Origin of the sequence: Geobacillus sp. 47C-IIb (assembly GCF_014679705.1) — a bacterium.
GTDB lineage: Bacteria > Bacillota > Bacilli > Bacillales > Anoxybacillaceae > Geobacillus > Geobacillus thermodenitrificans.
The window spans coordinates 2,809,132-2,833,071 of sequence record NZ_CP061473.1 but is presented as its reverse complement, the minus strand read 5'-3'; the positions used below and the strand labels follow the sequence as shown (position 1 = coordinate 2,833,071).

General features: G+C 41.8%; 15 protein-coding genes, 1 tRNA gene and 6 pseudogenes. 7 read left to right on the top strand and 15 right to left on the bottom strand.

Annotated elements, in window-relative coordinates:
- Window positions 1-365: 365 nt before the first annotated feature.
- The 4 genes and pseudogenes from IC804_RS14325 to IC804_RS14310 form a co-directional block, all read right to left on the bottom strand.
- A complete protein-coding gene (locus IC804_RS14325; protein WP_081157188.1) occupies window positions 366-881 on the bottom strand; it encodes a DoxX family protein in 516 nt (171 codons plus the stop codon).
- 340 nt (window positions 882-1,221) lie between these two features.
- Window positions 1,222-1,541, bottom strand: a pseudogene (locus IC804_RS19120) (enoyl-CoA hydratase).
- Window positions 1,542-1,808: 267 nt separating this feature from the next.
- Window positions 1,809-2,654, bottom strand: coding sequence for an aldo/keto reductase (locus IC804_RS14315; RefSeq protein WP_190300618.1), 846 nt, complete (start codon window positions 2,652-2,654; stop codon window positions 1,809-1,811).
- Between the two features lie 219 nt (window positions 2,655-2,873).
- A complete protein-coding gene (locus tag IC804_RS14310) occupies window positions 2,874-4,067 on the bottom strand; it encodes an MFS transporter (protein ID WP_029760340.1) in 1,194 nt (397 codons plus the stop codon).
- A gap of 189 nt (window positions 4,068-4,256) precedes the next feature.
- Here IC804_RS14310 and IC804_RS14305 point away from each other — a divergent pair.
- From IC804_RS14305 to IC804_RS14295, 3 genes and pseudogenes are all read left to right on the top strand, one after another.
- A pseudogene (locus IC804_RS14305) lies at window positions 4,257-4,629 on the top strand (winged helix-turn-helix transcriptional regulator).
- A 390-nt stretch (window positions 4,630-5,019) separates the two neighbouring features.
- Window positions 5,020-5,508, top strand: coding sequence for a PH domain-containing protein (locus tag IC804_RS14300; RefSeq protein WP_008878903.1), 489 nt, complete (start codon window positions 5,020-5,022; stop codon window positions 5,506-5,508).
- 110 nt (window positions 5,509-5,618) lie between these two features.
- The gene (locus IC804_RS14295) at window positions 5,619-6,992 is read left to right on the top strand and encodes a PH domain-containing protein (protein WP_223812823.1); all 1,374 of its coding nucleotides are present in this window, start codon (window positions 5,619-5,621) and stop codon (window positions 6,990-6,992) included.
- A 602-nt stretch (window positions 6,993-7,594) separates the two neighbouring features.
- Here the strand turns inward: IC804_RS14295 and IC804_RS14290 are convergent.
- The 4 genes and pseudogenes from IC804_RS14290 to asnB all read right to left on the bottom strand — a co-directional run bounded on the left by IC804_RS14290 (window position 7,595) and on the right by asnB (window position 13,046).
- The gene (locus IC804_RS14290; RefSeq protein ID WP_190300617.1) at window positions 7,595-8,761 is read right to left on the bottom strand and encodes an IS256 family transposase; all 1,167 of its coding nucleotides are present in this window, start codon (window positions 8,759-8,761) and stop codon (window positions 7,595-7,597) included.
- A 781-nt stretch (window positions 8,762-9,542) separates the two neighbouring features.
- Window positions 9,543-10,348: pseudogene (gene lgt, locus IC804_RS14285) on the bottom strand (prolipoprotein diacylglyceryl transferase).
- Entirely contained in the window at window positions 10,327-10,497 is a 171-nt protein-coding gene (locus tag IC804_RS14280) for an Lmo0850 family protein (protein WP_158083267.1), read from the bottom strand. Before IC804_RS14280 ends, lgt begins: the two are co-directional and overlap by 22 nt.
- A 594-nt stretch (window positions 10,498-11,091) precedes the next feature.
- Window positions 11,092-13,046: pseudogene (gene asnB / locus IC804_RS14275) on the bottom strand (asparagine synthase (glutamine-hydrolyzing)).
- Window positions 13,047-13,663: 617 nt separating this feature from the next.
- Here asnB and IC804_RS14270 point away from each other — a divergent pair.
- Window positions 13,664-14,797, top strand: coding sequence for an IS4-like element IS5377 family transposase (locus tag IC804_RS14270; RefSeq protein ID WP_015374614.1), 1,134 nt, complete (start codon window positions 13,664-13,666; stop codon window positions 14,795-14,797).
- Window positions 14,798-15,685: 888 nt separating this feature from the next.
- Here the strand turns inward: IC804_RS14270 and IC804_RS18715 are convergent.
- Window positions 15,686-15,871 (bottom strand): annotated as a pseudogene (locus tag IC804_RS18715) (ArsR/SmtB family transcription factor); the annotation flags it as partial.
- Window positions 15,872-16,201: 330 nt separating this feature from the next.
- Window positions 16,202-17,335 carry an IS4-like element IS5377 family transposase gene (locus IC804_RS14260; protein WP_015374614.1) on the bottom strand — a complete coding sequence of 378 codons (1,134 nt, stop codon included), beginning with the start codon at window positions 17,333-17,335 and terminating at the stop codon, window positions 16,202-16,204.
- A 127-nt stretch (window positions 17,336-17,462) separates the two neighbouring features.
- On the opposite strand from IC804_RS14260, the gene IC804_RS19115 reads away from it, so the two are divergent.
- A complete protein-coding gene (locus IC804_RS19115; RefSeq protein ID WP_190300616.1) occupies window positions 17,463-17,636 on the top strand; it encodes a hypothetical protein in 174 nt (57 codons plus the stop codon).
- Window positions 17,599-18,249, top strand: a complete 651-nt coding sequence (locus tag IC804_RS14250) for a site-specific integrase (protein WP_190300615.1) — start codon at window positions 17,599-17,601, stop codon at window positions 18,247-18,249. Before IC804_RS19115 ends, IC804_RS14250 begins: the two co-directional genes overlap by 38 nt.
- Window positions 18,250-18,366: 117 nt before the next feature.
- On the opposite strand, the gene IC804_RS14245 is transcribed toward IC804_RS14250, so the two are convergent.
- The 4 genes from IC804_RS14245 to IC804_RS14230 form a co-directional block, all read right to left on the bottom strand.
- Window positions 18,367-18,439, bottom strand: a tRNA-Val gene (locus tag IC804_RS14245).
- A 128-nt stretch (window positions 18,440-18,567) separates the two neighbouring features.
- A complete protein-coding gene (locus tag IC804_RS14240) occupies window positions 18,568-19,623 on the bottom strand; it encodes a polysaccharide pyruvyl transferase family protein (protein WP_081157627.1) in 1,056 nt (351 codons plus the stop codon).
- Window positions 19,620-20,741, bottom strand: coding sequence for a glycosyltransferase family 4 protein (locus tag IC804_RS14235; protein WP_011886967.1), 1,122 nt, complete (start codon window positions 20,739-20,741; stop codon window positions 19,620-19,622). Before IC804_RS14235 ends, IC804_RS14240 begins: the two co-directional genes overlap by 4 nt.
- A gap of 2 nt (window positions 20,742-20,743) precedes the next feature.
- Window positions 20,744-21,442 (bottom strand): glycosyltransferase family 2 protein, encoded by a 699-nt coding sequence (locus IC804_RS14230; protein WP_008878919.1) that lies wholly within the window; start codon window positions 21,440-21,442, stop codon window positions 20,744-20,746.
- 266 nt (window positions 21,443-21,708) lie between these two features.
- On the opposite strand from IC804_RS14230, the gene IC804_RS14225 reads away from it, so the two are divergent.
- Window positions 21,709-22,140 (top strand): hypothetical protein, encoded by a 432-nt coding sequence (locus IC804_RS14225; protein ID WP_008878920.1) that lies wholly within the window; start codon window positions 21,709-21,711, stop codon window positions 22,138-22,140.
- Window positions 22,141-22,567: 427 nt separating this feature from the next.
- Here IC804_RS14225 and IC804_RS14220 read toward each other — a convergent pair.
- A pseudogene (locus tag IC804_RS14220) lies at window positions 22,568-23,920 on the bottom strand (IS1182 family transposase); the annotation flags it as partial.
- Window positions 23,921-23,940 lie beyond the last annotated feature (20 nt).

Here is a 23,940-nt window from a genome sequence, read left to right as displayed (position 1 = left end):
GCAGCCAAGAAATTTCCTGAAGTTTTTGTCAAATATTTTGCTATTTTGTTCAAATTTCTCGCAACTTATTTACTAGAAGGGAGCAGTATCAAAGGCGAACAACATATATATTATAAAAATAATATAAATATCATTTTGACGATCTGCTAAAAGAGTTTGTCAAAACGGATAAAAAGCCACCCGCTTTTTAAAAGTTGAAAGTGTCCCACTTCCAGCTTAAGATGATCCATCCTTCTATTTAAAAGGGCGATCGTGATCATAGATTTTGGTTGCTACAGCGAACGGCCGCTTCCTTCCATATCGGAGAAGAAGCGGCCGTTGGAATAAAGAAGAAATCCGAAACAGCTTACGCAGCGTGATGGCGGTTATTTATGCACTACGGCCGGACGATGCGGACGATGCATTTTATCCGTCCACCGTTGGCGGAGATAAGGCAACACCCAACGATCTAAACCGTATCGTCCCGCATTGGCCCCGGCGACGAGGATGAAGACGGTCAGCAGCACCATTTGCGGGTTCGTGCTCGTCGTGCCCGAGAACATGAAGGCGAAGTTCATGACCGCTCCCATGAGCGCAGCAAAAGTCGTAAACAATCCAAGAATCAGTGCGATGCCGACGAGAAATTCGCCCCATGGCACGAGGAAGTTAAACAATCCAACATTCGGCAGTGCTACGTTTTCGATAAAGGCTGCCCACCAGCCTTGCACAGCTGGATGTTCGCCTGTGGCCTTCGCCAACGTTCCTTTTAAAAACCCTGAAGCATCAAAGCCGTTCGTCAGTTTTCCCCACCCTGCCACCATCCACTCATATCCTAAATACAGCCTCAATACTACCATCAACGCTGATGCTGTAACGTATTCACGCAACCATTTTACTACCATTGTATGTCTCCCCTCTCATTTTGGAAGATGTTCCTTACACTTTCATCATACTCCTTTTTCCGACAAACGGAATAACTTTGTTCAACATTTCACAATCTGTTCAAAAAGTTATGGCGAAATGGTGTCTAACCACTTCACCCGCAAAATACGGCGATCTATCCGTTTTCCCAAACCGACATCATGGCCATGAGCGTGAACTTGCTAACCTCATCCATGAGGCCACAACTCGGGACCAACAGCCCATCAAATGACAACAAAGAAATTGATTGTTCAGATGTCGTTTTCTTTCCTAGGCCCAAATGAGTGATTTTCCTTTTGTAATAGGTAGAAACGCAAGTTTTCAATGAGAGAGCCTCTTTCGGTTCATCGTAGTCCAACTTCGAAATTTCTTCACTCTCCCAATATATCCTATAAAAAATCCCGACTTCTCAATGTTCACATCCCAACGGATCGTATCCCCCGTAAACAAAGGGCGCAAACACTCAACATTCACCGTGCGCGCCAAGATGTTATCATCCCCACCGATCTTCGTTGGCAACGTCGTCGTCAGCAATCCTTGAACGACAAGCCTTCCTTGTTCATATGGGGTGACATGATGAATGCCGCTGTCACCAGAAACGTCCAGCCGAAGGTGATGACATCCCCTGTTTTCAATGGCATAGGACTCTCCCCTTGTTTTTTAATATAAAAAATAGGATGCAATAATTGCTCAATCACTCTAAAAATTACACTAGATCACTGAAAAAACAAACAATCCCTTGCAGCCTTGTGACTCAAGGGATTTCATTTGATGATTCTGACTGGGGTAATAATCTTTATACTAATCTAGTCTTGAGCTTCCTTTAGTCCCATAAGGTACTTCTTTTCCGTTTATGAGCCTCTCCCCCTTACGAGCCATTAAGAGATGGGTCCTTCTCGGCGAACATGTTAAAAATCAAAATTGTCTGGGTCTGGACCGACTCGATGATTCTGATTCAGACCATCAATCTTCTTCATATCTTCTTCCGTTAACTCAAAATCAAATACTGATGCGTTTTCAACAATGCGATGTTCTTTTGTAGTTTTCGGAATGGTTACAACGCCGTTTTGTAAGTCCCAACGTAAAATGACTTGGGCAACAGATTTGTTATACTTATTTGCGATCTCTTGTAAAACCTCATTATTTAGTAATTGACCTTGCATTAATGGAGACCAAGCTTCTAGCTGAATCCCATGTTCCTGACAAAACAACTGAAGTTCTTTTTGGGTTAAACGCGGATGGTATTCCACTTGGTTCACCATTGGTTTAATTTCTGCGTCTTTCATCAAGTCTTCAAGATGATGGATTTGAAAATTACTTACTCCAATAGCTTTTACTCGTCCTTCTTTATAAAGCGTCTCTAATGCTCTCCATGCACCTTTATACTTACCTTCTACAGGCCAGTGAATGAGATATAAATCTAGATACTCTAAACCAAGTTTAGTTAAGCTCGTTTCATAGGCTGCAATCGTAGATTCGTATCCTAAATCGGTATTCCAAACTTTCGATGTCACAAATAGCTCTTCTCTAGAAATACCAGTTTCTTTCATCCCTTCACGAATACCTTGACCGACTCCCACTTCATTTCCATAAATAGCTGCTGTATCAATACTGCGATAACCGTGTTTAATGGCTGTTTTGACAGCATTAACTAGCTCGGGACCTTCTTCTACTTTAAACACTCCGATACCAAACCAGGGCATTTTTACACCGTTATGCAAAGTAGTTGTATCTTGTAAATTTTTTGCAACCATAACTTGACCTCCTAATGATTAAGAATTGAAATTGGTTTTAAACAGTGTTGCTGTCTATGTAAGTATCCATCACCTCCCTCTAAGCAATATTTTATATTTTTTAGTTAATAAACCGATTTATACCAACAAAGAAAGCAAGCATAGTTGATAGTCATCGCATTCTGTAAACGTATATTGAAAGGTTGTTTTTTTGAATGTCTTTCCTTCTTTATCTAAATTTTACGCAACACTTTTTTGATCTTTTCGCTCTAGGGTTCGACTCCAATCTGTTAAGATCACAGCTCCTAGAACCATTAATGCTCCTATCCACGGTGTATGAATAAGTCCAAGCAAATCGGTGATTACCCCACCCAGGTACGATCCGATTGCGATTCCAGCGTTAAATGCTGCAATATTAATCGCAGAAGCCACATCTACTGCACTCGGTACAAAACGCTCGGCTAACATTACTACATATACTTGCAGTCCCGGCACGTTCATAAAAGCTAGCAATCCCATTAAGATGATCGTAATGAATGCAGCTGCTTTAAATGGAGCTGTGAATGTTAAGATACAGAGCACAATGGCTTGCACAATAAACATATAAAATAATGCACCAATCGGATTTTGATTAGACAACTTTCCACCCATCACGTTACCAATCGCAATGGCAACTCCATAGATAAGTAGAATGACAGCAACTGTCTTCTCATGAAATCCCGTGATCTCTTGAAGAAGTGGAGATAAATACGTAAAGACAACAAACGTACCTCCATATCCTAAAGCCGTAATGATAAATAAAAGCAATAAGCGGCCATTTGTCAAAAGCTTGAACTGATCACCCAATGTAGTACGAGCACCTTTTCGTAAATTCGATGGAACAAGAATACCGTTGGCGATGAAAGCAATAATGCCGACAACAACAATAAATATAAAAGCAATCCTCCAGCCGAATTGCTGCCCAATGAATGTGCCAAAAGGTACACCCGTAATAGTTGCTACGGTGAGACCTGTGAACATAATGGAAATAGCACTAGCTCTGCGATTTTCCGGTACTAAACTTGCTGCGATCGTGGAGCCAATTGACATAAATACCCCGTGTGAAAAAGCCGAAAGCACACGAGCGACTAACAACACACCAATACTAGTTGCACTAGCAGCAATGCTATTTCCGATAATAAAAATAATCATAATCCAAAGTAATAACGATTTACGTGACATATTCGATGTCACAGATGTCAGGATCGGTGCTCCAAAGGTTACCCCTAAAGCATATAAGGAAACGGTTAACCCCGCCGTTGAAACAGAAACGTGTAAATCTTGAGATATAAGTGGTAATAGTCCTACACTAATAAATTCCGTTGTCCCAATGGCAAAGGCACTCACTGCTAATGCCAGCAATGCCAATGTACTTCGTTTTTTATCTAAAGTCATTTTTTTGCCTCCTAATCATTGTTTCCATCTATGCAAACAAACGATATACAAAAGAGGATGGTGAAAACCGGCCGGCAAATGTTATTATGATACATATAAATTACTCAGGAAAGTACGTACTTTTAAGTAATATAGACACTTAAAAGTACTATAGATACTTTTAGTACCTATCGGTTAGGAGGAAGAAAAATGCAAAAAAAGAAGTATAATATTCCCGTTGAAGCAACATTAGAAGTGATAGGCGGAAAATGGAAATGCGTAATCCTTTGCCATCTAACACACGGTAAAAAAACGGACAAGTGAGCTAAAACGTCTTATGCCCGGCATTACACAAAAAATGTTAACTCAACAACTACGCGAGTTAGAAGCAGATGGGATCATTAATCGCATTGTTTATAACCAAGTTCCTCCAAAAGTGGAATATGAACTTAGCGAATATGGATGGAGTTTAAAAGAGATTTTAGACTCTTTATGTGCATGGGGAGAAAAACATATTACCAAGGTATACGGTGATAAATTTACTGTGTTAGAGGAGAGCGTTTTAAATGATAATCTAAAATAACACACATTGAATAGATACGAGCAGAATGAATAAGTGAAAAAATGCAAATACAGAAGAATGACTCAAGGCTCACGTTTAGAAAAAACGTGAGCCTTGAATTTTAATGAAATTCCCTAAACCTAAAAAAAAGTCATATATCATTCCATCTTTCTTCAAAAAAATCGCCCGATTGTTGAAGTTTGTTTTTCATCTCATACTCATATCCTGTGGGCTATGCGAAGAGCAAAAATGTATCTCATAGCCCAAAACATTTCCTTCAAAGATCTCTCACTTTTCGAAATAGCTGTTTTACAAAAATTTCAATCACAGCTTATTCAAACGAAACTTTTTTTATCACTTACCGTAAGTGAAATTGCATGGATAATTTTCCAACTTAAAGGAGAGAACCGTATGGAAGTACAGTATCAACAAATCTCACCTAAAGCGATGAAGGTGCGCAATTTAAATGAACTGATTACATCACTCATTTCCCTTGTCGTTATAACTGGACTTTATTTTTCCACAGATTATTTTAACTGGTGGAACTGGCTACGGTATGTTTGGATCGCCCTGTTTATCATTACTATCATTGGTATTCCGTGGACGTATTTTGTAAGCTCACCGATATACTATAAAACGTTTCGATACGGGCTAACGGATGATTTTTTATACATTAAAAGCGGGGTTTGGACAAAAGTGGAAGTTGTAGTGCCGATGACAAAAATACAATCCATTGAATTGATTCAAGGCATCATTATGCGAAAATATGGTGTCCGCTCCATTGAAATTAAAACGATGCAAGGCGGCGTTACCATTCCACATATTGAGGAAGAAGTTGCCATAAAGCTCCGCGATGATATTTCGAAGCTTGCCCGTTTAAAGGAGCTTGATGAAAGATGACGTTTCGCTATTCCAAGCTAAAACTATTCTATGACATGCTAGACCTTATCAAAAACAATCTGTTTATACTGTTCATTTTATTCCTAAATGCAGGTAGTAACTCTATGTTCATGAATATTGTGCAATGGGGTGCGATTGCGGTTTTCGGATTCAGTTTCCTGTTTCGCATCTATGAGACATTATTTACTAAAGTGGTATTTGCTGAAGATGGTATTCATATACATAAGGGCCTATTTTCTAAATCAGAGCAATTTATACCGCGCGAAAAATTTGAGAATGTGCAAACGCAGGCAAATGTTTTGCAACGATTATTTGGCGTACAATCGATCACAATGGAAACAGGTGAAGCGACTAGCGATGTGACATTGAAATTTGTAAGCAAAGCAGATTGCATCAAGATAGAGGATTATGTTTTACGAAATGGGAATCAAGAGAAACAGGTTGGGGAAGCCATCCATGTATCTGAACGTCAAGTTCTTTTTACTACTACCATTCGTGATATTTTGAAAGCGTCCCTTTTGTCTTTCAGTTTTTTAGCCATCATTCCTATTGGCTTAAATATATGGTCAGATGTACATCCAGAGAAATACATTAATGTAGATACGGTGATGTCTCATCTTTCAGGATGGCTGCTCATCTTGCTCGTCTTACTTGCCGTATTCGCAGCTGTCGGTATCGGCGTCTTTAAAACGTTTAATAGCTACTATCAATATACCATTTCAATGGACAATGAACGCATTTATGTACAAAAAGGCTGGCTTTCTAAACAAAGCTTTTCCATTCGTAAAGACAAAGTACAAGCGGTCATTTACAAACAAAACGGCTATCAAAAGTTGCTCGGTGTGACAACCATTAAGCTGATTTCAGCAGGGGAAATTTTGCCGAGTGAGGACCAAAACCTTAATGAATTTTTCCCGTACTTACCGACGGAAAAAGCACATGAATTAATAGCCATCATGCTGCCAGAATTTCAACTGCGTAGTATGACACATTATGCATCCCCTAAAGCAAAAAAGTTGATTTGGCTTCGGCCGCCTATTTTTGCAAGCCTCGTTGCTGCCATTGGATTTTGGAAACCACTTTTCTTTATTCTTGGTGCGATTGTGTTGGTGTTTACTTATATCAACCGCATTCGAGAATACCGTCATACAGCGTTTCGGTTAGAAGATACACATGTGCAGCTTCGCTCAGGTGCCTTTACAGTAGAAACACTCGTAACGAAACGCGCAAAGTTGCTTGAATTGCAATTTGAGCGTTCTTTGCTACAGCGAATGTTTGGTGTCATGAGTGTAAAACTGACCAATCGTGCACACCCGGTTCACGTAACAACGTTATTAGATATCGATTCTTCTCTACAGCCGTTGATCACCTCTTGGTTTGAAGCGCGCACAAAAGATGTGGAGATTGATCCACATTCACAGTACAGTTCTTTAAAGCAAGAGGCTTGTCCGATTCCTTCTTACGTTGAAGTGAATAGCAAATAAATCACCTACCAGCAGCATATGAAATGATGCTGCTTTATTTTTTCAAAAACATCATGATAGTTAACCATTTATATCTTAATTGAAAAGGAAGCATCCAATCAGATCGATGCCCTGCTATCAAAATCAAACGAAAAATGCTTCGGTACCAAAATGGCACGACCGTCATTTGAGTAAATGCTATAAAAACGAAAAGCTTGAAATCCTTGATACATGCAAGGATTTCAAGCTTTTCACTCTTAGTGATTCCGACTGGGCTCGAACCAGCGACCTCCATCCTGTCAAAATAGAAGGGGAAAAAATAAGTTAATTAAACTATGTAAAATGAGATAACCAAAATTAAATATGTCTTGAAAACACGCGATATTTCAAAGGTTTTTTATTTAAGTGAGTTAATAAAAATTAAATAAATTAATTGTGTTAAAGTACCTCTTGTGCAAAGTTTGGTACCGTCAAGAATTTTGTGTAATGTAAGATAGATAGGGTATCTCTGAAATGGATTTGGAATGGATAGGGAACCGGTTTCCTTCACACAAGAGACTGAATATTCAGTCTCTTGTGTGGAAAGGGAAAATCCCCTTATTTTGTTTATTTACAATATTTGGTTAACAATAACGTTCTTCAAACATTCGTTGAAGGGCTTCTTGCGCTTCGGCAAATCCTCGCAACTTTCGCCCTGCCCATTTCTCGTTAAAGTCCTGTATCGTCAAATATACGACTTTTTCAGCGGCTTCTAAACTGCTCAAACTGTTCATCGGTTTTAGGCGTTTCCGAATCTCCTTGATCGTTCGTTCGATGGCATTGGTCGTATAAATCACACTTCGAATACTGCTTGGATAGTCCATAAAGGTGAGAAGGACATCCAACTCATTTGCCCAAGATTGGACTTCCCTTGGGTATTTGTGAGACCATTTGGATTGAAACTGTTGAAACATCTCCAATGCGATTTCTTTATTCGGAGAACGATAAATGAGTTTCAGGTCCTCCGCCATTTCGAATTGATCTTTTTTCCGAACACGGCTGAGGGTGTTGCGGACTTTGTGCACGACACAGCGCTGCACATCGGCTTTCGGATACACCGCCTTAAAGGCTTCCTCCAACCCCGGAAGGCCATCGAAGACGCCAAGAAGCACTTCCTTGACGCCTCTTTTGTAGAGCTGTTGGAGAATCTCCTGCCATACATAGGCGCTTTCTTGTCCTCCTACGAAGAAATCAAGAATTTCACGATACCCTTCTTCGTTCACCCCCAATACCACATAAATAACTTCTTTCTCTACCGTATCCCGGCGAAGTTTCACGTACAAGCCGTCCAAATATAAGACCGAATAACGCTGGTGTAGTGGACGAGCGTGCCATTTCTCGATGTCTTCCTTCACGACATCGGTAATCCGGCTGATCGTCGCAGGAGAATAGGTGCTTCCTAGAATTCGTTCGATAAACTTGCCAATTTCACGCGTGCTCATGCCACTTTGGTACATCCTAATGATTGCTTCCTCCAGCCAGCCCGTGTGCCGTTGGTAAGGGGCAAACAACTGTGTTTGAAATTCCCCGTTTCGGTCTCTTGGAACCAAAAGACCTTCAATCCGACCGTATTGCGTATCTAGATTTCTCTGATAGTAGCCGTTTCTCATATTCGACGTTCCAGCCTGTTCAATTTCGAGGAAATTTTTAATTTCTTCCCGCATGATCAGTTCTAATTTTTCCTTTACAAACTGACGAATAACACTTTCCAGTTGATTTGCCCAGTCTACATTCGGTATACTTTTAGACATAGGTAGGGTTCTCCTTTCTCTGGAATGTTTTGGTCCAAATCAGAGAATACCCTACCTTTTTTCTTTTGGTCTAGCAAAATGCTTTACACAAAATTTTATACATCATCGCAAGTTTTGTGCAGATTTTTCTGCGGTGTGTAGTATGTGGGTTTCTAAGTTAAGTCCGTATAATTGCGTAAAAAGGGAATAGAAAAAGAACCACGTTGCTTCCCCTTTGGTAGAATAAACAGTGGGACAAAAACACCAAACATAAAGAGGAATGCAACCATGGCTCAATATCATATTCCCGTAAATGATGAACTTTTGCACGGGTTATTGCTGAAAGATCAAAGATTGATTAAGCTACTCGAACAAGTTCTGAATCAAATCCTCGAAGAAGGGTTTAGATTGTCTGGCTATTGGCATTGCAGAAAACGAAAGAACAAGAAGCCCGCTCGGTGAATGAAGAGACTCCGGCGATGAAAAGAGAGGGATAACGGCTCACCCCTTTGACGTTTCAAGGAGAACGTGGAATACCGGAGCGAAGCGAGGATCTACCGCGAAAGCTCCTTGACAACATGATCATTTGTCCAGAAAGGCGACCGGCAAGGAGGCTTGCCGGACTTGCCTACTATACATCAAGTCATCAGGTTCCTGTTGTCTATCAAAGGGGAATTTACACAATAATTTGGACTTGGTCGAAGATAGTATACTGGTTCTTCCCTCTTCATAGGAATTCGGTCCACTTCAATTTTATCTTGCAGGCCTACTTTTACACCAAGCTCGAAATGAATAGTTCGATCTAATCTTTATACCTAGCCGTCAAATCTTTTCTAGTTCGTTTGTATAATATAAGAACTGTGCTTGTAATCACTAAAACGACAGATAAAACTTGAGCCATTTTTAAATTGTTTGTTAGCATTAAACTATCCGTTCTTATCCCTTCAATGAAAAATCTGCCAATTGAATACCATATAACATAAGTCAAGAATACTTCTCCACGTTTTAAGTTTAAACGTTGTAATGTCAATAAAATCAGAAAACCTATCAAGTTCCATAGAGACTCATACAAAAATGTTGGATGATAATAACTTCCTTCGATATACATTTGATTAATAATAAAATCTGGCAGCTGAAGGCTTTCTAAAAACTCTCTTGATACAGGTCCTCCATGTGCTTCCTGATTCATGAAGTTTCCCCAACGTCCAATCGCTTGCCCCAGTATAATGCTTGGTGCTGCGATATCTGCCAATTTCAAAAGCTCAAATTCTTTTTCTTTGCAAAAACGACAGTTGTGACAATAGCACCTATTAAAGCCCCATGAATGGCGATTCCGCCTTTCCATATGGCTATAATCTCATCGGGGTGTTGCGAATAATACGACCAATTAAAGATGACGTAATAAATTCTGGCACATATCAAAGCTATAGGGGCAGCCCATAATACAAGGTCAGTAAATACCTCTTTTTGTAATCCCCTTTTTACTGCTTCATTAGTAGCAATATACAATCCTAACAAGAGTCCTATACCAATAACAATTCCGTACCAACGAATACTTAAAGGACCTAATTCCAGTGCAATTGGATTTAGAGGTTTAATGGCTTCCATTTACTTACTAAAGTCTCCTTTCTATTCTTTTTCCCTGAATTTTCTAACATAGCAGCTAATATAGCTAATCTTGATTTCGTTATTTCTGCTGGTATGCCCATCGCTCTAAGACGCTTTACGATTTGAAGAACTCGCTTTTTATTATTCATTCGCTTCCAACCACCTCATTTGGCAGTGTAAAGTTAAGTTATTGACCGATATATTGAGTTTAGCGACTAAATGATTTAATTCTTGTACTTCTTCTGTCAGTGAAGACGTTGCAAAAGTAAAGTTCTTGATTGGATTTATAATTAATTGTTTGTGATTGAGACCAAATATTGTTTGTGTTTAACACAACCTCTTGCGAATGAGATTTCATTTATAGTTTTTACAATTTGTTGAAATACAGAAGCAGTTTCTTCAATTATATGGATGCCGGTTGTGACTTCTTTCTTCCCTTCCACAATAGAAACTGTTTGACTAACATCATAGACGATTTAATTAAAAATTACAGAATCCGTATTCCTGACTCTTGCCGTTTCAATTTTTGATTCTTACAGTTTTCATATCCTCTCCTAAATCAATTATTCTAACAACTAGATAAATGTATCTTAATAAATAAATTTGCAGAAATTATGTAGAAAACAAAATAATAAAAATAACTCATATTTTATACTCAATCGGCTCATCTTCATGTTAAGAAACGGTAATACTAATATTACTAATTATGTTCTAAATTACCAAAAATAGAAAAGCACCCAAAGCTAAATTTTTAGAAGCTTGGGTGCAAATAAGAAAGACAGGCATCGCAAATCAGTCAAATTAGGCTGGTAGCGACTGCTTGTCTTTTTATATACATTTGTAAAATCGTATTTCTTTTCCACATATACTTGATGCCAAATCATAAAAGCAAGGACGGTCCAGATTTTCCGGCTATGGTCTGCTTTATTTCTGTAATGTTCGTCTAGTAAACGATACAATACATCTTTATTAAATAAATGATCTGTTTCGCTTTCTTTTATCATATTTTTCGCCCAATCATACATCTCATTTTTTAACCAATAACGAATTGGCACTGGAAATCCTAGTTTTTTGCGATTTAAAACATGATCTGGAACAATTCCTTCTGCTGCTTTTCGTAAAATATATTTCGTCGTGCTGTTTGCCGTTTTCATTTCTGGAACGATTTTTGCCGCTACTTCAAATACCTTTTTATCTAAAAATGGAACTCGCAGCTCTAATGAATGGGCCATCGTCATTTTGTCCGCTTTCAATAAAATATCGCCTCGCAACCATGTATGAATATCAATATATTGCATCCGGTTTACAGGAGGATAATGAGTTGTTTCTTTATAAAAAGGAGCTGTAATATTTGTATGTTCTAATCCCCTCTTATATCCTTTTAACAGCTCTTGTTTTTCTGTTTCGCTATACATTTTCGCATTGCCGATATATCGTTCTTCCATTGGTGTTGTACCGCGCTCAATAAAGCTTTTTCCTTTTATTCCTTCCGGGAGTAGTCCCGCAATCACTCTCAACGCTGATTTAACCGCACTTGGCATTCGTTCAAAAAGTTCCAATGACTGCGGCTCACGGTAAATATTGTAACCGCCAAATAACTCGTCAGCTCCCTCACCGGAAAGAACGACCGTTACATGCTTTCTTGCTTCCCGGGCAACAAAATAAAGCGGCACTGCAGCGGGATCAGCAAGTGGATCATCCATATGCCACATAATTTTCAGCAATTCCTCCATATATTCCTCTGGTGAAATGACATAGCTAATATTCTCAACGCCTAGCTTTTCCGCTGTTTCCTTTGCCACATCAATTTCACTAAAGCCTTCCCGCTCAAAACCGACAGAAAACGTCTTGAGATGAGGATTGAATTGTTTCGCAATCGCTGCAATGAATGATGAATCAATTCCTCCTGATAAAAATGAGCCGACCGGTACATCGCTGCGCATATGTACCTTCACGGAATCAAACAGCGCGTCGCGAATTTCTTTGACAAGTTCATCTTCTGATTTGATGATAGGTTGGAATTTGGCTTTCCAGTAGCGATGAATGGTTAATTTTTCACCGATTTTTTTCTTCACATAGTGACCCGGCTCCAACTTTCGAATGCCAACAGACATCGTCATTGGCTCAGGTACATATTAGAATGTCAAATAATGCTGCAGTGAATCATAATCTAGTAAATCATTTTCAAGCGCGAGCAAAATACTTTTCTTTTCGGAAGCAAAAAAGGTACGATCCCCCTGTTCCATGTAGAAAAATGGTTTTATGCCAAACGGGTCACGTGCCGCAAAAATGGTTTTCTCTTGTTTGTCCCAGATGACGAAAGCAAACATACCTCGAAGCTTTTCTACAGCTTTTTCTTTTTCAGCATTATAAAGAGCAATAATGACTTCGGTATCGGAATGAGTAGTAAATTTATATCCCTTTGCAAGCAATTCTTCTCGCAATTCCACATAGTTGTAGATTTCCCCATTAAATATGATCCAATATCGCTCATTTTCATAGGACAATGGCTGATGCCCTGCCTCAAGATCAATAATACTCAAGCGTCGAAATCCAAAATTCACGTATTCATCAAAAAATAACCATCATCGTCAGGACCGCGATGAGTAATAATATTATTCATTTCTTGAAACGTTTCTTTCCATTTTTCATCGATGATTCTTGGATGATCATGAATGCAACCAATAAAACCGCACATTATGTTGTTATTCCCCCACTTTATCAAATTTAAATTTTATAGATTTTATCAAGACTTGGGTTAGCAAAATATTATATTTTGATCTTATTTAAATTTAACAAACTCTATTTTTATACCATCTATAGGTTCCTGTAATGGACTTTTTACATAAATTATTCCTCCTGAAACCTGTTTGCGATATTTTCATTCCTCTAACATATTAAAACAATAAAATGTGGAGAATTTATGGACTCTTTTGAGATTGTTACATCATTACATGATAAGAATCATCTCCATTGTTTCTGCAAATTTAGTCCATAATATAAAAACTGCATGTTTAACAAAGGGGTTGCAGCTGCCATGTTAGGGATTATATTTTTTTAGATTTTATGATTGTTTCACTTTCTATTTTTCTTTTGCGAAAGTCAACCAATGAGAAGTTATATAAACTAGCAATAGGGTCCTATATCGTTTTTTTCTATTGTTTTTAACTCTATTTGTCCATTATGTAAATTCTGAAAATATGGTCGATGCTCAGGCGTGTTGATTATCCAATAAAATCCAAAGGGTATAGAAAAAAGAGCACCTTTCCTGTAGAATGTGAGTAGCGACACAAACAAACCCAGGAGGTGCTCTCTATGAACAAGCATACCACACTCCCGAATTTGATGCAAAAACTTGTTTCGGATGAAGAGATTCAACTGATTGCCGAAGCGGTTGGGTATCGTGATTCGTCTCGAACCTTTACGTTGCGCGAGTTGATTCACTTCTTCCTGCTGGCCGCCATGCATCAATGGAAAAGCTTTCGCCACGGAGCCGATGTGGGGCCTCTGTATGGATTGCCGCGATTCCATTATTCAACTGTATCCAAGAAAGCGAAAGAAGTTCCCTATGACATCATGAAACGCTTGTTGGCGTTGATCATTTCCAAGTGCAACCGCCAAACCCGCCGCTCGCTTCGGTTTCCCAAACCGCTTCGGGTGGTGGATTCGACGACCGTCACGGTCGGGAAAAACCGCCTGCCATGGGCGCCGTATCACGGCGAACGCGCCGGAGTGAAGCTGCACGTCGCGTATTCGCCGGAATCCTCGTTGCCGGCAGACGTGGTGGAAACCATCGGACTGCGTCATGATGGCCCGGTGGGAGAACAGTTGACGAACGCTCAACAAGTGCTGGTGGAAGACCGGGCGTATTTCAAAATCGAACGCCTCGATCGATTTGTGGAGCAGCATCAGCTCTTTGTCATTCGGATGAAGGACAACATCGAACTTCATCAGAAAAAAAGCTTGAAACGCCTTTCCAGCACATCCTCATCGGTTCAAGCCGACTTCACGTGCCAGTTGGGGACGAAACAATGCCGCTCCACCAAGCGTCACCGGGTGGTGATCTTTCGAGATGCGAATGGCCGCGACATTCGGGTCGTGACGAACCTCTTCCATGCGTCTGCGGAAACCATTGCCGACATGTACCAACAACGTTGGACTGTTGAGGTCTTTTTCCGTTGGGTGAAGCAATATCTGAATGTCCCGACCTTGTTTGGCACGACGGAAAATGCGGTATACAACCAACTGTTTGCGGCGTTCATCGCGTATGTGTTGCTGCGATGGCTGTATGATCAAACCAAAAAACAGACGAACGTCTCTCTTTCCTTCATTTCGTTCGTTCGCCGTTTTTTCTCTGGGCAGCTTCCTCTCGATTGGAAATCCGGGATGGCCGCTGCTTTGTTTGAGTATGCCCAAATTTATGGAAGGCGTATGTCTAATTTTGGATAATCAACACTCGTGAATGTAAATAAAAGTAATTGAAAAACAAGAGAGATGAGTATACCCCAACTTGGTTTATTGAGAATGTTCTTGTTTTTAATGCTCAAAGTAATACCAACAGTACAAGCAATAAAAACAAGTATCATTACAAATGTCATAATTAAACCCATCATAAGTCCTCTCCAATACTTTTTATATTTATTTTACATTAAAATTACCAACTACCTCCTTTAAAAACCAAAATTTGATATAATGTAGTCCATGTATCTAACAACCTATAAAAATCCCTTTCAGACTTTGTTTCGAAGGAATTTCTTATTCACATAGCTTATAGATTATAAAAGATGAAATAGAAGTACGGCAACAATTTATTCTATTTCGGACCACTACGGTAGAATGCCTTGCGTACCAAGCAATTCGGTAAATAAAAGACAGCAGTTTAAGCGTAATTACTGTACCGAAGATTATTTCGGTTAAAATAAATCATCTTATGACCCCATATTTTATGAATCGTTGCTGTACCCCATCTTCATCGTTTCATCTATTGTTTAATAATCAATATCTTCATCATGATTAAATGCAATTCCCGCAGAAAAGAACGCAGAAAAGAATGTAATTTTCCTACTTTGTAATTTATCTCGAGACACCTCATAAATTTAACCTTAAATGTCTAAACATGCAACCAACATCCAACATTCGATCGTATGAAGATCCATGACCTGGAAGAGGCTCAAACACAGTAACATTATGTATGTCGTTATCATGAAAGCTTGTTATTCCATTCCTGTTATTAAGCTTGACTACATCAATACTATAAACATGATGATTCGAACCATATAAATCAATCTGTGTAATTTCACAGTCTATTGCTTCGAAATATAGGTATAGAGACTTAGCATATGTATTCTGTAAATGTTGTGAAGTGTTAGCAACACTCATTTTTGTTTCTTTTGCCAATCTTTCCACTGATTTTGGGCCCTGTGCTAGTAAGTCTAACAACTCGATTCTTTTTGGACTGGATAATGTCTTTCCAATACGCGCAAACTGTTCATAAACGAAATCTTTAAACTCTCTCGGATTCAATTTTTCATCCCCATCTAAAAACAAATTTAACTATTCAATTGATTAATTGAATTCTATCGCAAAAAATTTTTTGTAAATAAATTGTTAAAAGATTTGCCTTATTTTATATTCAAATCCCTAGTCTTCGCCATAAAAATCCCTCCCAGATAGACTCCTAAGAACATCATATCAACTGTTCTCTTTTTTACTGTCTATCTGTAGGGGATAATCCATTCCATGGAAGCACTCTGCTTATATTTGCAGAGTGCTTTTTAATTAAAACAAGACTATGGATGTGCTAAAAGTACGTTTTGTTTGTTAATTAGTTAATAATTATACCACGAGTGTTGATTATCCAAAATTAGACATACGCCTTCCATAAATTTGGGCATACTCAAACAAAGCAGCGGCCATCCCGGATTTCCAATCGAGAGGAAGCTGCCCAGAGAAAAAACGGCGAACGAACGAAATGAAGGAAAGAGAGACGTTCGTCTGTTTTTTGGTTTGATCATACAGCCATCGCAGCAACACATACGCGATGAACGCCGCAAACAGTTGGTTGTATACCGCATTTTCCGTCGTGCCAAACAAGGTCGGGACATTCAGATATTGCTTCACCCAACGGAAAAAGACCTCAACAGTCCAACGTTGTTGGTACATGTCGGCAATGGTTTCCGCAGACGCATGGAAGAGGTTCGTCACGACCCGAATGTCGCGGCCATTCGCATCTCGAAAGATCACCACCCGGTGACGCTTGGTGGAGCGGCATTGTTTCGTCCCCAACTGGCACGTGAAGTCGGCTTGAACCGATGAGGATGTGCTGGAAAGGCGTTTCAAGCTTTTTTTCTGATGAAGTTCGATGTTGTCCTTCATCCGAATGACAAAGAGCTGATGCTGCTCCACAAATCGATCGAGGCGTTCGATTTTGAAATACGCCCGGTCTTCCACCAGCACTTGTTGAGCGTTCGTCAACTGTTCTCCCACCGGGCCATCATGACGCAGTCCGATGGTTTCCACCACGTCTGCCGGCAACGAGGATTCCGGCGAATACGCGACGTGCAGCTTCACTCCGGCGCGTTCGCCGTGATACGGCGCCCATGGCAGGCGGTTTTTCCCGACCGTGACGGTCGTCGAATCCACCACCCGAAGCGGTTTGGGAAACCGAAGCGAACGGCGGGTTTGGCGGTTGCACTTGGAAATGATCAACGCCAACAAGCGTTTCATGATGTCATAGGGAACTTCTTTCGCTTTCTTGGATACAGTTGAATAATGGAATCGCGGCAATCCATACAGAGGCCCCACATCGGCTCCGTGGCGAAAGCTTTTCCATTGATGCATGGCGGCCAGCAGGAAGAAGTGAATCAACTCGCGCAACGTAAAGGTTCGAGACGAATCACGATACCCAACCGCTTCGGCAATCAGTTGAATCTCTTCATCCGAAACAAGTTTTTGCATCAAATTCGGGAGTGTGGTATGCTTGTTCATAGAGAGCACCTCCTGGGTTTGTTTGTGTCGCTACTCACATTCTACAGGAAAGGTGCTCTTTTTTCTATACCCTTTGGATTTTATTGGATAATCAACACGCCTGCAACTAAACGATATTACTCCTTTAATGGTTCAACGGTTTATTGATAGCCTTCATCAGAGATATTCCAGCGGTTATGTAAAAAGAATTTACAGCATACTACGGAAAGGATTAAATGATGCTGTTAATTTGGAATTGATTCGACGAAATGTCGCCGATCAGATTGAAAAACCGCGTGAACAGAGAGAAAAAACCAATTGAGGTATTTACAGTTGAAGAATTAAAAGAATTTATTAAGATAGCGGAAAAGACAACTCGCTATGCCATTGCCTTTAAAATTCTGGCTCATACCGGAATGCGACGCGGAGAATTGCTCGCTTTAACGTGGGACGATATTGATTTTGAAAGAAAAACAATCAGAATAAATAAAACACTTCTTAAACATCAACGAACGGTTCAACACTCTACAAAAACGAAGCAATCTACAAGAGTGATTGCTATTAGCAACTATCTTGTGGAGGAATTGAAAAAACATAAACAAATACAAGAAATTGAAAAAGCAGAGAACGAAAACTATGAGGACAACAACTTAGTTATTTGCACAGTAAACGGAACAAGTGTGTATGTAGATAACTTAACACGGGCATTCCGAAATACTTATAAAAAGATGAAATTAGAAAAGGATATTACATTGCACTCATTAAGGCATACACATGCAACTTTGCTGTTACAACAAAATGTTCATATGAAGGTCGTTTCGGAACGGTTAGGACATGCGAGTATCAAAATGACAATGGATACTTACTCTCATTTGCTTCCAAGCATACAAGAAACAGCAGCCGAAAAATTCGAACAATTGTTTGAGGAGGAATAAAGTTTTAAATCAATCACTCCAAAAATCACACCAAGTCACCAAAAACACCAAAAATAACGAATGACAACAGAAATAAAAAATCCCTTGAAGCCTTGTGGCTCAAGGGATTTCACTTGATGATTCCGACTGGGCTCGAACCAGCGACCTCCACCCTGTCAAGGTGGCGCTCTCCCAGCTGAGCTACGGAATCATATTTTGTTGTTCGCTATCGAACACATTTTTAATTATATAGACGAGCATACAGGTTGTCAACAACTTTTTTTAAAAAATCGATGTTCATGATGAAAAAAGGTAATGAAAAGGGGAAGGCGCCTTCCCCTAAACAAATAATCCGTGTTGGAACGGTTCGAGCAAGAGCGGAGTGTATTGGCGGCGGGCGGCTTCGTATTGCTCAATGATGCGGCTGCGCTGTTCTTCGGCGAGGGCCACTGTTTTGACCAATTCCGTGTCAAGCTGCGGGCTAGCGGTGGAAATGACATACTGTTCGAAGCCGAGCGAGGCGGCGAAATCGAAGACTTTAAACCGGTAGCCGAGCATGACGGCCGGAACGCGAGCAGCAAGGGACAACAAGTTGGCATGGAGCTTAAAGTTGACGGTGGCTGTCAATGGGCGGAGCCGCTCGATGAGCTGTTGTTCGTTGTATAACGTGCGGTCGAAGGTGACGCGCTCCGGGCAATTGATTTTCTTGTACAGCCGCTCGCAGGCGGAGCGATCGCTCGGCCAGACGATGTACAAGTAAATCCGGTAACCAGCGTCAATCCACGTTTTGGCGGCGCGGACGAGTGCGTCTTCGACGAGCGCTTCGTTTTGCCCGAACAAGCGGTTATACGTCGTCCCCCAGTTAATGCCGATTGTTTTTTCTGTCTTTGGCTGCTCAGCGGGCATAGCGGGTGATAGAAGCAGTCCGGGATCGCCGATGACACGGACGTTTGGAGGACAAGCGTCTAACGTGTCCAAGGCCGCTTTGCTGAGTGGGCCACGGATGCCAGCAAAGGCGGCCGAGGCAAGGACCGTGCGAAAGAGTTCGGCGTCTTTGGCGGAAAAATGATGGTTGAGTGCTGGCTTGGCACCCGCGCGCAAGGCGTCCGTTTCCATCGGGCCGATCCAGTCGATGCCGGTTCCCCATATCCAGATTGGTTTTCCTGCTTCGTGCGCTTGACGCAAAACGGCCATATAGCCCGGAAGCAAGAGCGAACCGCTGCCGAGGACGATGGCGTCATAAGGGCTCGTGTCTTTCCAATTGACCTTAGGCGTTGACGGAACGATCTGAACGCCTGGGGCGTACTGGCGAGCCGAGGCGGCGAAGACGTTCCATAACAGTTCATCACCGATGTTTTGAAATCCAAGCCAACCGATATACAGCACTTTTTTCATTGTTTCGCTTCCCCTTTCAGCAATGATTCATAGACGTTAAGCACTTGATCCACACACGTTTGAATATTGAACTGGCGCATGACCCACTCCCGCCCGGCCTGGCCGAGCTGTTCGAGATATAAGGGGGATCGAAGAAGGTGTTTCATGTCTTGGGAAAGGATGTAGCGGCTGCAATCTTGACGTGAGCCATGATCGCCGAAGTAGCATTCCCATGCGTCCTTATAGGAGTTTGGTTCGACGAGGCCGAAGTAGCCGTGGTTGCCGGCGGCAAGCACCGGTTTGCCGCATGCCATTGCTTCTAAGGCGACTCTCCCAGTGCCGACGACAAGATCGGCAAGCGAATAGTATGGCGCCATGTCCCCTTGTTCACCAACAAGATGAATAAACGTCGCGCGACACGTTTGGTGGATGAGACGGGTAAGGTTCTCGGCGTCGGAAAAGCGCGGACCGTCTCCGACAACAACGACGTACAAGTTCGGAAACAGCGGTTTGAGATCTTTGCACGCTTTTAACACCATAAAGCAAATGCGCGCTTTTGCCCAGGCGAGCCGGCTACTGTAGACGATGACAAGGGCATCGTCTGGGATGCCGAGCGCCTGCCGTCCCTGACGGCCAAGCGGTGCGAACTCGTTCGTGTCAATGCCGTTCGGAATGAGAAACCGCTTCGCGATCATCGGGCGGATATGGCGCTCGACAGGTGGGCTGACAGCGATAGCAGCTGACGCTAAGCGGAGCATCGTTTCCAATTCGGAAAGTGGATAGTATGTGCCATGAGCGGTAAAGACAACCGGGACGCCGCAACGGTTCGCTGCAAGGGCAGTGAGGATGCCGGATGGGGTTTGATGGGTGTGAACGATCGAGATGTTTTCCTTCTTTATCACCGCCTCAAGCTGCTCAATGATCTGTTCTTTTCGCTGCTCGTCAATGTTGATCACCGTTGGAAAATCAATGAAGTAAAGCGGACAGCCAACTGCCTCGAAGCGGGAAGCGAGCGCCCCATTTCGGGCGGCGACAGCGATGTGAATACCGCGGGCTGCCATTTCTTTTGCCAAACTTAAGGCGTGTGTTTCTGTTCCTCCGAAATCAAGGCCGTCTAGCACCATCAATACACGCATCATCCTCAACCTCTTTTCCCGTAAAATTGACGCGAGCGTTGCTTCGGATGGCTGCGGTAATAATAAAGGATATCAGGCAAGTTATCGATTTCGAGCTTCGCGTTTAAAAACTTGACGATAAACTCATAGTCTTCCGCACCTCGAATGCGTCTTGTCGGCCCGCCGAGCCGGTCGAATACTTCACCGCGGAACATAATCGTTCCGTGGCAAACGCAATGTTTGCCTTGGGCGTATACACGGCGGATGTTGTCGCTTCCGTACGCCAGCCAGTTAGCGGGGGTTTGGCGCTCAAAATGGCCGTCGGGAAAGAAAGCGTATTTGGTGCCGACTAAGGCGATGTTTGGGTGCTCGCGCAAAAAGGAAAGCTGTTTTTCCAACCGCTCAGGGTGGGAAATATCGTCGGCATCATGAACAGCAATGTACTCTCCGATGCTTGAAAAATAGCCGACCGTTACCGCCCCGGCAAAGCCAATGTTGCGGGGTAGCTTAATATACATGATCGAAAAAAATGGCGAATGTTGTTCCATCCATTGTTTTACCGTTTCTTCGCTTTGATCCGTGGAACCATCATCGACAATAATGACCTCAAACTGTTGGTATGTTTGCCTAGCAAGCCCGTCAAGACAATCTTGAATGTAACGGGAAGCATTATAGCATGGAATGACGACGCTAATAAAATCGCTTTTTCGCTTTGATTCCATCATCAATCCCCTCTTCTACTATCCAGTTTTCTTCTTATACTATATATCCAGTTTTCTTCTTAGCGGTGAGAGGCGATCGTTGATTTGTAAAAAAATAGGATAATATTACTTTCCCCTCTACCATCTTTCCTAACAAAATTCGACCTTTCCCCCATACCTGCCACTAAAAAAAATCGTTCTTTTTTCCGTGGATACGTACCCGTGTCGAATAAGAGCACGGTGCATATACGTAGTTAACGTATCGAAATCACAGGAAGGAGGAAAACACATTGAGCTCTAAACATTTACACCATGCGTCAAAAGAGATGAAAAAAATCCGTACATGGCTTGAAAAACTAGATTTGGACGATTCGACATTGGAACAGATCCATTCTTTGTTACAAGAGCGCAAAGGTGATGTGGAACAAATTTTGAAAAGAATGCGTGGTGAGGGACAAGAACAGCGTGCTCTTTTAGCAGATGAAAGGGAGTTGTTGCAGAAGATTTGTGACGCGCTGCATACCGGTACATCGTTAATAGGCGATATTCGCGATGAACTTAACGACTTGATCGGTGAAACGGTAGAAATTACGGTCAATTTCGGGCTCGTGACCGGCACCGTCAGGGCAGTCCGAATCGATTATGTTGTGCTTGAAGATGCGCTCGGCCGTTTCGTCTACCTTCCGTTTACCAACATTCAAGCCGTCGCCCTATTAGACTGAAAGGAGGGAGGAAACGATGAACTTTTCGCTCCTATTGATACTGCAGCTCCGCCGCTTGATCGGCGAGACGCTCCAAGTCGCAACCGATAACAACTTGTTTGAAGGAAAATTGACTGCTGTTGGGAATGGAATTATTCAACTGCAAGCCGAAGCAGGTGAATATGAGCAGGAAACACGAACGGTCTTGATTCAACTTTCGGCCATTAACTTTGTTCGCGAGCTGTAACAACAAAGAGTATAAGGTATGCATCCGCCGAAACCTCACATACCTTATCAAACAATGAAAAACGGCTATGCTGTTACAGCATAGCCACAGACTGTTGACAAAATGGGTTTCAGACGAATGTCTGAAACCCATTTTGTTCCATAAATAGACTATGTTTTCAAAAAAAGTGGGTAGGATGGGAAGCCATGCAAAGGAAAAGAAAGGGCGGTGCTTCGCCTTCCATAGGTAATTCGCCAGTTTTTTTAAATTCATGGCAGCACAAACAAGCATCGCCTGCGCCTCATTTTTTTCCAATCCCCGGTAATGCGTCCAGCGCAGACCATGCTTCTCTTTCATATCGGCGAAATCCCGTTCAATCGTCTCTTTTCGGAGGGCATAGAGTTCCCGGTATTCCGGAACATACCGCAAATGCTCTGCTTCTTCATAGTAGTCCTGCCATACGTGGCGAGTGACTACTTTGGTGTAGCTCTTGCTTTGCGTGCACTGATGAAGATACGGACAGCTTCGGCACACCGCCGGGTCCGATTTGTATTCCCGGTACCCTTCCCGATTCGTAGTAGAGTAAGATAGAACTTGATCATTGGGGCATAGATAACAATCAAAATATTCGTCATACACAAAATCTGATTTCCGAAAGAATCCATCTTTTGTTTTCGGGCGAGTGTACGGCCAAATCGGCTTTACCCCTTGTTCGAGTAAATACTTGGCAATGGCAGGAGTTTTATATCCTGCGTCTACACACACGGCTTCCGGACATGATTGGATTTCCCGTTTCACTCGTTCGAACAGCACAAAAAACGCTTGACTGTCATGGACGTTGGCTGCCGTCACGTAGGTCTGTAGAATCCATCCGTTGCGATCACAAGCTGTATGATACGAATAGGCAAACACTCGCTCCCGTTCATTTTTCACCAACAGTCCGCTCTCCGGATCCGTTTTGCTTACTTTTACTTCCCGTTTTTTTTTTTCTCAGATGGCAACGGCGATTTTCCATGAGCGATCCGATCCCGTTCGATTTCTTTTTCGAGTTCCTGTTGGTAGGCTTTGGCTTCGACTTCTGCCATTTCCGTTGTAAACTTCTTTTTTATTGGCGCTTGCTTTGACATGAGTGGAGTCTACGTACAAGACACTCGAATCTACCAATCCGTGTTCAAAGGCTTCTTTTAAAATCCGTGAAAAAATTTGATGGAATACATCCGTTCCAGCGAAACGACGCGCATAGTTTTTACTTGGCGTCGAGTGATGAGGAACGGGATCATGAAGACTAAGTCCTAAAAACCAACGGTAGGCGACGTTGGTTCGGATTTGTTCGACGGTTTCACGCATGGAGCGAATCCCAAATACATACTGAATCAAATACATTTTAAACAACATCACTGGATCAATGCTCGGACGTCCATGATCAGGAGAGTAGAGATCTTTCACCACATCATAGATAAAAGAAAAATCAATGGCCGCATCCAGCTTTCTTACCAAGTGATCCTCTGGAACCAGATCATCCAGTTTCACCGTGGTTTCGGTATAGCGCCCATCTTCTTGGTGTGGCCGAAGCATCGTTCCTTTCCTCCATTTCT

What these genes read in the sequence shown, in the direction of transcription:
- IC804_RS19115 (WP_190300616.1), top strand. Translation starts at nt 17,463, where the DNA reads ATGGTTCAACGGTTTATTGATAGCCTTCATCAGAGATATTCCAGCGGT.
- IC804_RS14230 (WP_008878919.1), bottom strand. Translation starts at nt 21,442, where the DNA reads ATGATGGAATCAAAGCGAAAAAGCGATTTTATTAGCGTCGTCATTCCA.
- IC804_RS14270 (WP_015374614.1), top strand. Translation starts at nt 13,664, where the DNA reads ATGAACAAGCATACCACACTCCCGAATTTGATGCAAAAACTTGTTTCG.
- IC804_RS14315 (WP_190300618.1), bottom strand. Translation starts at nt 2,654, where the DNA reads ATGGTTGCAAAAAATTTACAAGATACAACTACTTTGCATAACGGTGTA.
- IC804_RS14290 (WP_190300617.1), bottom strand. Translation starts at nt 8,761, where the DNA reads ATGTCTAAAAGTATACCGAATGTAGACTGGGCAAATCAACTGGAAAGT.
- IC804_RS14310 (WP_029760340.1), bottom strand. Translation starts at nt 4,067, where the DNA reads ATGACTTTAGATAAAAAACGAAGTACATTGGCATTGCTGGCATTAGCA.
- IC804_RS14295 (WP_223812823.1), top strand. Translation starts at nt 5,619, where the DNA reads ATGAATATTGTGCAATGGGGTGCGATTGCGGTTTTCGGATTCAGTTTC.
- IC804_RS14260 (WP_015374614.1), bottom strand. Translation starts at nt 17,335, where the DNA reads ATGAACAAGCATACCACACTCCCGAATTTGATGCAAAAACTTGTTTCG.
- IC804_RS14235 (WP_011886967.1), bottom strand. Translation starts at nt 20,741, where the DNA reads ATGATGCGTGTATTGATGGTGCTAGACGGCCTTGATTTCGGAGGAACA.
- IC804_RS14240 (WP_081157627.1), bottom strand. Translation starts at nt 19,623, where the DNA reads ATGAAAAAAGTGCTGTATATCGGTTGGCTTGGATTTCAAAACATCGGT.
- IC804_RS14300 (WP_008878903.1), top strand. Translation starts at nt 5,020, where the DNA reads ATGGAAGTACAGTATCAACAAATCTCACCTAAAGCGATGAAGGTGCGC.
- IC804_RS14280 (WP_158083267.1), bottom strand. Translation starts at nt 10,497, where the DNA reads ATGAATAATAAAAAGCGAGTTCTTCAAATCGTAAAGCGTCTTAGAGCG.
- IC804_RS14325 (WP_081157188.1), bottom strand. Translation starts at nt 881, where the DNA reads ATGGTAGTAAAATGGTTGCGTGAATACGTTACAGCATCAGCGTTGATG.